Origin of the sequence: Bradyrhizobium sp., assembly GCF_049798375.1 — a bacterium.
In the GTDB taxonomy this organism is placed as follows: Bacteria; Pseudomonadota; Alphaproteobacteria; order Rhizobiales; family Xanthobacteraceae; genus Bradyrhizobium.
In genome coordinates this window covers 1-10,304 of sequence record NZ_JBARGP010000229.1, presented here as the reverse complement: position 1 = coordinate 10,304, position 10,304 = coordinate 1, and the positions used below count along the sequence as shown (strand labels likewise).

General features: G+C 64.3%; 9 protein-coding genes. 6 read left to right on the top strand and 3 right to left on the bottom strand.

Going from position 1 to position 10,304, the window contains the following annotated elements:
• Positions 1-46: 46 nt before the first annotated feature.
• From WA702_RS09770 to WA702_RS09760, 3 genes are all read right to left on the bottom strand, one after another.
• Positions 47-1,234, bottom strand: a complete 1,188-nt coding sequence (locus WA702_RS09770) for an acetyl-CoA C-acyltransferase (RefSeq protein ID WP_425110317.1) — start codon at positions 1,232-1,234, stop codon at positions 47-49.
• On the bottom strand, positions 1,231-2,922 hold the full coding sequence (gene pimA / locus WA702_RS09765) for a dicarboxylate--CoA ligase PimA (protein WP_425110316.1): 1,692 nt from the start codon (positions 2,920-2,922) through the stop codon (positions 1,231-1,233). Before pimA ends, WA702_RS09770 begins: the two co-directional genes overlap by 4 nt.
• A 177-nt stretch (positions 2,923-3,099) precedes the next feature.
• Positions 3,100-5,196, bottom strand: a complete 2,097-nt coding sequence (locus WA702_RS09760; RefSeq protein WP_425110315.1) for a 3-hydroxyacyl-CoA dehydrogenase NAD-binding domain-containing protein — start codon at positions 5,194-5,196, stop codon at positions 3,100-3,102.
• A gap of 196 nt (positions 5,197-5,392) precedes the next feature.
• Here WA702_RS09760 and WA702_RS09755 point away from each other — a divergent pair, with 196 nt between their 5' ends.
• The 6 genes from WA702_RS09755 to WA702_RS09730 form a co-directional block, all read left to right on the top strand.
• Positions 5,393-6,280, top strand: coding sequence for an IclR family transcriptional regulator (locus tag WA702_RS09755; protein WP_425110314.1), 888 nt, complete (start codon positions 5,393-5,395; stop codon positions 6,278-6,280).
• Between the two features lie 66 nt (positions 6,281-6,346).
• Positions 6,347-7,144 carry an ABC transporter ATP-binding protein gene (locus WA702_RS09750; protein WP_425110313.1) on the top strand — a complete coding sequence of 266 codons (798 nt, stop codon included), beginning with the start codon at positions 6,347-6,349 and terminating at the stop codon, positions 7,142-7,144.
• On the top strand, positions 7,141-7,854 hold the full coding sequence (locus WA702_RS09745) for an ABC transporter ATP-binding protein (RefSeq protein WP_425110312.1): 714 nt from the start codon (positions 7,141-7,143) through the stop codon (positions 7,852-7,854). Before WA702_RS09750 ends, WA702_RS09745 begins: the two co-directional genes overlap by 4 nt.
• Before the next feature lie 10 nt (positions 7,855-7,864).
• Positions 7,865-8,743: a branched-chain amino acid ABC transporter permease gene (locus WA702_RS09740; RefSeq protein ID WP_425110311.1), complete on the top strand. Its 879-nt coding sequence runs from the start codon at positions 7,865-7,867 to the stop codon at positions 8,741-8,743.
• 2 nt (positions 8,744-8,745) lie between these two features.
• Positions 8,746-9,762: a branched-chain amino acid ABC transporter permease gene (locus WA702_RS09735; RefSeq protein WP_425110310.1), complete on the top strand. Its 1,017-nt coding sequence runs from the start codon at positions 8,746-8,748 to the stop codon at positions 9,760-9,762.
• A 10-nt stretch (positions 9,763-9,772) separates the two neighbouring features.
• Positions 9,773-10,304: ABC transporter substrate-binding protein (locus tag WA702_RS09730; RefSeq protein WP_425110309.1), on the top strand; the 532-nt coding region annotated here is incomplete at its 3' end.

The window sequence follows — 10,304 nt, the reverse complement described above, 5'->3', positions numbered from 1 at the left end:
GTATGGGTCCCGGGTCAGCGCTTCGCTTGCCCGGGACGACATTGAATTACTGCAGCACCTCGAACAGGCCGGCTGCGCCCATGCCGCCACCGACGCACATGGTGACGACCGCGTACTTCGCCTTGCGGCGACGGCCCTCGATCAGCGCGTGACCGGTCAGGCGTGCGCCCGACATGCCGTAGGGGTGGCCCACCGCGATCGCGCCGCCGTTGACGTTGATCTTCTCCGGATCGATGCCGAGCTTGTCGCGGCAGTAGATCACCTGCACCGCGAAGGCCTCGTTCAACTCCCAGAGACCGATGTCGTCGACCGTGAGTCCGTGACGCTTCAAGAGACGCGGCACGGCGAACACCGGCCCGATGCCCATTTCATCCGGCTCGCAGCCGGCAGCGACGAAGCCGCGGAAGATACCGAGCGGCTTGAGGCCGCGCTTCGCGGCCTCCTTGTCGCTCATGATGACGGACGCCGACGCGCCGTCCGAGAGCTGGCTGGCATTGCCGGCCGTGACCGAGAAACCGTCGCCGCGCACAGCCTTCAGGCTGGCAAGGCCTTCGGCCGTGGTCTCCGGCCGCGGACCTTCGTCCTGCGACAGCGTGATGTCCTTGAACGAAACGTTGCCGGTCGCCTTGTCGGTCACCGCCATCTTGGTCGTGATCGGCGCCAGTTCGTCCTTGAACTTGCCGCCCTGCTGGGCGGCCGCGACGCGGCGCTGGCTTTCCAGCGAATATTCGTCCTGCCGCTCGCGCGAGATGCCGTAGCGCTTGGCCACGACCTCGGCGGTGTCGATCATGGGCATGTAGACGTCGCCCTTGATCTCGAGCAGCGCTGGATCCTGGGCGTGGAAGCTGTTCATCTTGTCGTTCTGCACCAGCGAGATCGACTCGCCGCCGCCGCCGACCGCGATCTCGACGCCGTCGAAGATCACCGAGCGCGCGGCAAGCGCGATCGCTTGCAGGCCCGAGGCGCATTGCCGATCGATGGTGGTGCCGCCGACCGTGACGGGAAGGCCGGCACGCAGCAGCGCCTTGCGCGCAATGTTGCCGCCGGTCGAGCCCTGCTGCAGGGCGGCGCCCATCACCACATCCTCGACCTCCTTCGGGTCGATATTGGCGCGCTTCACGGCTTCGCCGATGGCGTGGCCGAGCAAGGTAGCACCCTCGGTGACGTTGAGCGCGCCGCGATAGGCCTTGCCGATCGGCGTGCGGGCGGTGGAAACGATGACGGCGTCGGTCATGAGCGACCTCCTGTTGCTGTTGTTGTTGAGCTTGGAATTGGAGTTATGACGGGTTGCTTGGTGCGCAGCTCGTGGCGGGACAGCTTGCCGACCGGCGTCCGCGGCAATTCGTCGACGAAGTCCACCGCGGCCGGCAGCTCGTGCTTACCGAGCTTGCCGGTCAGGAAGGCGCGCAGCTCATCGATCGTGAACGGCGCAACACCATCGCGCAGCTTGATGAAGGCCTTCGCCGCCTCTCCGCGGTAGTCATCGGGAATACCGATCACGATCACCTCCTGCACCGCCGGGTGGGTGTAGATCGCCTGCTCGATCATCTGCGGGTAGACGTTGAAGCCGCCGGAGATGATCATGTCCTTCTTGCGGTCGACCAGGAAGAAATAACCGTCAGCGTCGACATAGCCGATGTCGCCGGTGAGGAAACGATTGCCAATAAAGGCCTCCTTGGTCTCCTCAGGCCGGTTCCAATAACCCTTGGTGACATTCGGCCCCTTGATCCTGATCTCGCCGACCTCGCCCGTCGGCAGCACCCTGGTCGGATCTTCCAGCGACACCACGTCCATCTCGATGCCCGGCAGCATCAGCCCGATCGAACCCGGCTTGTCCGGGCCGTCCTTCGGATGGCCGGTGCCGGGCGAGCAGGTCTCGGTCATGCCCCAGCCGCTCTTCAGCTTCATGCCGACCCGTTGCTCGAAGACACGCGCGACCTCGACCGGCAGCGGCGCACCACCGGAGCCCGCCGATGTCAGCGACGACAGATCGCGCTTGTCCAGATCGGCCAGATTGGCGATCGCGATCCACATCGTCGGCACGCCCGGGAAATAGGTCGCGCGCTTGACCTCGATGTCGCGTATCACGGCCTCGACGTCGAAACGCAGATGCAGCGAGATCAGGCTGCCGAGCCTGAGCGACGACAGAAGCACCACGGTCAGCGCATAGATGTGGAACAGCGGCAGCACGCAGATCACGCGCTCGGCCGTGCTGCGCTCGGCCCGCGACGGCCGGCCCCAGACCTCGTAGATCGAGACGGCGGAGGTGAGATTGCTGTGGCTCAGCATCGCGCCTTTCGGCAGGCCGGTGGTGCCGCCGGTATATTGCAGCAGCGCGACGTCGTCGGCCGACACCTCGGGCCATTGCGCCGGTGGCGTCGCGCCCTCGACGAATTGGCGATGGGTCATGACGGCCGCGTTGTCAGGCAGCGGCGCCTGCGGCGTGCCGGCCTTGCCCCAGTTGTCGTCCTCGCAGACGATCAGGCGGTCGAGCAACCCCTTTTCCAGGAATTTCAGTGCGGTCGGCAGCAGGCCCGCGAGGTTCGAGGTCACCAGCACCCGCGCGCCGGAATCCCTGAGCTTGTGCGACAGCGCGATCTCGCCATCGAGCGGCGACAGATGCACGACGCGGGCGCCGGCCTTGAGCGTGCCGAAGAAATTGATCGGATGGTCGGGCGTGTTGCCGAGAAACAGCGCGACCGATGAGCCCGTGCTGGTGCCCGCGCGCAGGAACGCGCTCGCGGCCTGTTCGGCCAGGGCTTCGAGCTGATTAAAGGACAGCGGACGGTCGCGGAATTCGATCGCCGGCCGGTCGCCATAGTCACGCGCCGCCTGCGACAGCAAGTCGGGCAAGGTGCCGCGCGCGATCGGATCGTCCCATCGGACGCCGTCTGGATAGAACTGTTCGCCGGGGTGGGTCATGGCTGCTTGTTAGTTTCTTCCAAGGCTGGCAGGCTCTCTCCGTTCCCTCTCCCCTTGTCGGGGAGGGTCAGGGAGGGGGTGAGCCACAAGCACGGAGCCGGTGATCCCCCCACCCCCAACCCCTCCCACAAGGGGGAGAGGAGCAGACCGCATCTGCGCGGAGAGAGTTGGATCCCATCAAGCCGCCTTCGAGGCGGCGGCGAGCGAGGCGAAGGTCTTGCCTTCCTCGGCGAGCTGCTTGAGCAGCGGCGCCGGCTCCAGCGACGGATCGTTGGTCTCCTTGGCGTAGAACGCCAGGCGATCGGCGATGTGCTTCAGGCCTACCGTGTCGGCCCAGTACATCGGGCCGCCGCGATAGATCGGCCAGCCGTAGCCATAGAGCCAGACCACGTCGATGTCGGACGGACGCGCGGCGATGCCTTCGGCCAGGATATTCGCGCCCTCGTTGATCATCGGATACATCATGCGCTCGAGGATCTCCTCGTCGCTCACGGCGCGGCGCCTGCGTCCGAGCCGCGTCAAAGTCTGGTCGATCAGCGTCTCGACCTCGGGATCTGGCAGCGGCGCGCGCGAGCCCTGCTCATACTTGTAGTAGCCCTTGCCGGTCTTCTGGCCGAAGCGGCCCGCCTCGCACAGCGCGTCCGCGATCTCGCTCTTGATGCCGCGGTCCTTGCGCGAGCGCCAGCCGATATCGAGGCCGGCGAGATCGCCCATCGCGAACGGGCCCATCGGCATGCCGAACTTGGTCACCACGGCGTCGACCTGCTGCGGCAGTGCGCCTTCGAACAGCAGCTTCTCGGCCTGCTTGCCGCGCTGTGCCAGCATCCGGTTGCCGACAAAGCCGTCGCAGACGCCGACCACGGCCGGCACCTTGGCGATTTTTCGCGCAATCGACACCGCCGTGACCAGCGCGTCCGGCGCAGTCTTCGCCGCGCGCACGATCTCGCACAGCTTCATCACGTTCGCCGGCGAGAAGAAGTGCATGCCGAGCACGTCCTGCGGACGCTTGGTCATCGCCGCGATCTCGTCGATGTTCAGATAGGAGGTGTTGGAGGCCAGCACCGCGCCGGGCTTGGCGTATTGGTCGAGCTTGCCGAACACTTCCTTCTTGACCGCCATGGTCTCGAACACGGCCTCGATGACGAGATCGGCATCGCCGACATTCTCGAGCCCGACCACGCCGTTGATCAGCGCCATGCGCTTGGCCGGCGCGTCCGCCGGGATGCCGCCGCGCGCCGCGGTCGCTTCCCAGTTCTTCTGCATGATCCCCATGCCGCGCTTGAGCTGTTCCTCGGCGGTCTCGATCAGGGTCACCGGCACGCCGGCATTGGCAAACGACATCGCGATACCGCCACCCATGGTGCCGGCGCCGATGATAGCGACGCGCGCCACGGGGCGCGACTTGGTGCCTTCGGGCACGCCCGCGATCTTGGCCGCTTCGCGCTCGGCGAAGAAGGCGTAGCGCTGCGCCTTGGACTGATCGCTGGCGACCAGCTTGAGGAAGCCTTCCCGCTCCTTGCGTAGGCCTTCGTCGAACGGCAGGTCGATCGCGTAACCGACCGCGTCGGCGGCCGCGAACGGCGCCTCTAGCCCGCGCGATTTCTTGGTGATGGCGGCGACCGCGTTGGTGAAGATCGAGCGGTCGGCCTTGGCGGCCGAGAGCTTGGAGTCGTCGTCGCGCAGCCTGTGCAGCGGACGCCCTTCGGCGACCACCTTGCGCGCGAACTCGACGCCGCCCGAAGCCGGGCCCTCGACGATCTCTGCGACCAGGCCATTGCGCTGCGCCTCGGCGGCGCTGATCGGATCCCCGCCGACGATCATCTTGACCGCAAGCTCCGGCCCCACGGCGCGCGGCAGCCGCTGGGTACCGCCGGCGCCCGGTAGCAGGCCGAGCTTCACTTCGGGCAGGCCGAGCTTCGCTTCCTTGGTTGCGACGCGATAGTGACAGGCCAACGCCACTTCGAGACCGCCGCCGAGCGCGGTGCCATGAATGGCCGCGATCACCGGCTTCGGGCTGTTCTCGATCTCGCTCAGCACGTCGTTGAGCGCCGGCGGCTTCGGCGGCTTGCCGAACTCGGTGATGTCGGCGCCGGCGATGAAGGTGCGGCCGGCACAGGTCAGCACGATCGCCTTGATCTGCGGATCGGCAACGGCCTGCTTGACGCACTCCAGGATGCCGCCGCGGACTGCGGCACTCAGCGCATTGACGGGCGGGCTGTCAACGGTGACGATACCGATGATGTCTTGACGATCAAGCTTGACCACTTCGCTCACGCTGCGCTCCTTGGGACTGTCCGTGCTCTTTTGTTAATTAACCGCGTCTTGTTTTGCGTCGAGTAGCTGCGCTTGCGTATACAAGCTGCGACTCATCAAATTCCGCAGTGCGAAACCTAATTCCACATCTTGACATCAAGGGTTATTTTGAAGCACGAGCGTTGTCAACGAGGCGCGACAGCCGACAGTCGAGGAAATGAAACGTCCAGGGAAGAAAGCCGCGACCGATCGCAGCTTCGTCGTTGCGCTGTCTCGCGGGCTCGACGTGCTGCGCGCGTTCAGGCCGAATGACGGCCTGCTCGGCAATCAGGAGATCGCCGCGCGCACCGGGCTACCGAAAGCGACGGTCTCCCGCCTCACCTACACGCTGACCAAGCTCGGCTATCTGATGCCGGTGCCGCGCTTCGAGAAATATCAGCTCGCACCGGCGGCCATGTCGCTCGGCTATTCGGCATTGGCCAATATCGGCGTGCGCCAACTCTCGGAACCCTTTCGCGAACAATTAACCAGGGACACCGGCGGCGCCGTCGCGTTCGGCGCGCGCGACCGACTCACGATGATCTATTTCGGGCAGAGTCGGCAGGGCGTCGTCAATGTTCAACTTGACGTGGGATCTCACATCCCGATTGCAACTACAGCGATGGGCCGCGCCTATGTCTGGGCGCTTCCCGATGACGAGCGGGCCGTTCTGCTGCGCGACTTGCGCGAACACTATGGCAGCCGCTGGCCCAGGATTCGCGAAGGTATCGAGCGCTCCGGCGAGACCGTCGCCAAATACGGTTTTACGATTTCCGCCGGCGAATGGCAGGACGACGTGCACGCTGTCGGCGTCGCGCTGAAGCTGAACGACGGAACCGGTCCCTATGCATTCAATTGCGGTGCGCCGGCATTCCGCTTCACGGAAGAGCGATTGCGCACCGACATTGGACCTCGTCTTGTCGCGATGGTAAGAAACATCGAGGCGGCGCTTGGCGGCGTGGCGCCTTCAATGAATGGCGCAACGCCATCAACAAACAAAGAAACCAGCAAAAAGCTGAAGCCAGGAGGGAAACTTGCTCGTGTTGCCGAGGGGATCAGGTCGTAGCTGCTTTCATTGTGACCGGTTGATACCGCGTCGCTCCGTCCTCGTGATCGAGGCGGGCGAGACGAGATGACGCAGGTCCAACTCGCGCAAGGGACTGATCCCTTGCTGGCCGTGCGCGACGTCAGCGTCGTGTTCGGCGGCATCGTCGCGTTGAACGGTGTGTCGTTCAACATGCATTACGGCCAGATCCTCGGCCTGATCGGACCGAACGGCGCCGGCAAGACGACGCTGTTCAATTGTCTGTCCCGGCTTTACCAGCCGAGCTCCGGCGACATCCTGATGGAAGGCACGAGCATCCTGAAGCGGCCGCCGCATCGGATCGCAGAGATCGGCATCGGCCGCACCTTCCAGAATGTCGCACTGTTTCCGAATCTCTCCGTGCTCGACAATGTTCGCGTCGGCACCCATGCCCGGACCTCGAGCGACATCATCTCGGATTCGATCAAGCTCGCCTGGGTTCGCCGCGGCGAAGCCGCCGTGAACAAGAAGGTCTACGAGATCCTCGCTTATCTCGATCTCGAAGACGTCGCGCACAAGACCGTCTCAGGACTTCCGTTCGGCACCCAGAAACGCGTCGAACTGGCGCGCGCGCTCGCGGCCGATCCCAAGATCCTGCTGCTCGACGAGCCGGCCGGCGGCCTCAATCACGAGGAAGTCCATGTGCTCGGGGATTTGATCCGCCGCATCCGCGACGAACGCAAGATGACGGTGTTGCTGGTCGAGCACCACATGGGTCTAGTGATGTCGATCGCCGATCATGTCGTCGCGCTGAATTTCGGCAAGAAGCTCGCGGAAGGCACGCCGGCGCAAGTGCAAGCCGACCCGGCCGTGATCAAGGCCTATCTCGGGAGCAAGGATCAATGACGACGCTCCTCAATGTGAAGGACCTGCGTGCCTATTACGGCCAGGTCCAGGCGCTGCATGGGCTCACCTTCTCGCTCAACGAAGGCAGCCTGACCACGCTGCTCGGCGCCAACGGCGCCGGCAAGACCACTACCTTGCGCGCAATCTGCAACATGGTGCGTTCCAGCGGCACGATCGAGTTCGACGGCCAGCCGCTCGTCAACCGTTCGACCGAAAACATCGTGCGGCTCGGCATCGCCCATGTGCCGCAGGGGCGCGGCACCTTCACCAACATGACGGTCGAGGAGAACCTGCAGCTCGGCGCCATTACCCGCACCGACAAAGCCGGCATCGTCTCCGACATCGAGCGCATGTACGGCTACTTCCCGGTGCTGAAGCAGCGCTATCTGCAGCAGGCCGGCACGCTCTCCGGCGGCGAGCAGCAGATGCTCGCGGTGGCCCGCGCGCTGATGCTGAAGCCGCGGCTGATGCTGCTGGACGAACCATCGTTCGGACTGGCGCCACTGATCGTGCGCGACCTGTTCAAGATCCTCGGCCAGATCAACCGCGAGGAGAAGGTCTCCATTCTCGTCGTCGAGCAGAATGCGCAGCTTGCGCTCGAGCTCGCCGACCAGGCCTATGTGATCGAGACCGGCCGCATCGTGATGTCCGGCGACGCCGAGACGATCTCGAACGACGAAAACGTCCGCAAATCCTATCTGGGTTACTAGGAGCACGGCCATGGAGCTTTTCATCAACCAGATCCTGGCCGGCATCGCGACAGGCGCGATCTACGCCTGCATGGCGCTCGCCATCGTGATGATCTACCAGGCGATTGACCATCTCAACTTCGCGCAGGGCGAGATGGCGATGTTCTCGACCTTCGTGTCCTGGCAGCTGATGCAATGGGGCGTGCCCTATTGGGGCGCCTTCCTGATCACGCTCGTCTTTTCCTTCTTCGCCGGCATCGCCATCGAGCGGGTGCTGTTCAAGCCCTTGGCGAAGGCACCGATCCTGACCCAGGTCGCCGGCTTCATCGCCCTCTATGCCATCATTAATTCCTGCGCCGGCCTGATCTGGGACTTCACCATCAAGCAGTATCCGACGCCGTTCGGCTCCTCGCCCTTCCTCGGCAGCCAGCTGATCTCGACCCACCAGGCCGGCATGATCGGCATCACGCTGCTGATGCTGCTCGGCCTGTTTTTCTTCTTCCGGTATACGAGGGTAGGTCTCGCGATGCGCGCGGCCGCCTCATTGCCGGAATCGGCACGGCTGGTCGGCATCAATACCTCCTGGATGATCGCGCTCGGCTGGGGCATGGCCGCCGCGATCGGCTCCGTGGCCGGCATGATGATCGCGCCGGTCGTGTTCCTTGAGCCGAACATGATGCTAGGCGTGCTGATCTACGGCTTTGCCGCCGCGGTGCTCGGCGGCCTGACCAGTCCGTTCGGCGCCGTCGTCGGTGGCTTCCTGGTCGGCATCTTCGAGAATCTGGTCGGAACCTACATCCCCGGAGTCGGCAATGAGCTGAAGCTGCCGATCGCGCTCGCCTTGATCATCACCGTCCTGGTCATCAAACCCGCGGGCCTGTTCGGCCGGCACATCGTGAAGCGAGTCTGATCATGAGCGCAGCCGAGGATCTTGCCACTCACGCGCCCGCGGTCGAAGCCGTTCCGAAGCGGGCGATGACGCTCAGTGCGGGCACCACCATCGCCATTCTGGCCGTGCTCGTGCTCGTGCCGGCTTTCACCAAGAACTTCGTCATCTTCCAGCTGACGATGCTGCTGATCTACGGGCTCGCCGTGCTGGCCCTCAACATCCTGACCGGAGGCTCGGGCCAGTTCTCGCTCGGCCAGAGCGCGTTCTACGCCATCGGCGCCTATACGTCGGCGATCCTGATGGAGCAGTACAACGTCAACTACGTGCTGACCTTGCCGGTTGCCGGAATCATCTGCTTCGGGGCCGGCTTCCTGTTCGGCCTGCCGGCGCTGCGGCTCTCCGGGGTGTATCTGGCGCTGGCGACCTTTGCACTGGCCACCGCGATGCCGCAGCTGCTCAAGCTCGGCTTCTTCGAGCCATGGACCGGCGGCGTGCAGGGCCTCGTCGTCACCAAGCCCGACGCGCCATTCGGCCTGCCGATCGGCCAGGACGCCTGGCTGTACTACTTCACGCTGGCAGTCACGGTCGCGATCTACATCTTCTCGATCAACCTGCTGCGGTCCCGCTCCGGCCGCGCCTTCATGGCGATCCGCGACAACGAGATCGCAGCCAGCGCGATGGGAATCGACGTCTCGCTGTACAAGACGCTGGCCTTCGGCGTCAGCGCCGGTATCACCGGTGTCGCCGGCGGCTTGGGCGCCATCGCGGTGCAGTTCGTTGCGCCCGACAGCTACACCATCCAGCTCGCGATCTCGCTGTTCCTGGGCATGGTGGTCGGCGGCGTCGGCTGGTTGCCGGGATCGTTCGTCGGCGCCGCTTTCATCATCTTCGTTCCGAACATGGCCGAAAACATCTCCAAGGGCCTATCCGGCGCGGTGTTCGGCGTGCTCCTGTTCCTGGTCATCTTCCTGGTGCCGCACGGCGCCCGGCAGATCGCGATCGTCGGCCAGCGACTCATCGGCAAACTCAAGAAGAGCTAAGGAGAAAATCTTGCAACTGAGCTACCACCTTCGTGTCGCCGCGCTCACAGCGGCGGCGATTGCCTTCACATCCGGTGCAGCCTTCGCACAGAAGAAGTACGACACCGGCGCATCCGATACCGAGATCAAGATCGGCAACATCATTCCCTATAGTGGCCCGGCCTCCGCCTATGGCGTGATCGGCAAGACCGAAGAGGCGTATTTCAAGAAGATCAACGCCGAGGGCGGCATCAACGGCCGCAAGATCACCTTCATCAGCTATGACGACGCCTATTCGCCACCGAAAGCGGTGGAGCAGGTGCGGAAGCTGGTCGAGAGCGACGAGGTGCTGGTGGTATTCAATCCGCTCGGCACCCCCTCCAACACAGCGATCCAGAAATATCTCAACGGCAAGAAGATCCCGCAGCTATTCGTTGCGACCGGCGCGACCAAGTGGAACGATCCGAAGGCGTTCCCGTGGACCATGGGCTGGCAGCCGAGCTACCAGGCGGAATCGCGGATCTATGCGAAATACATTCTGAAGGAGAAGCCGGACGCCAAGA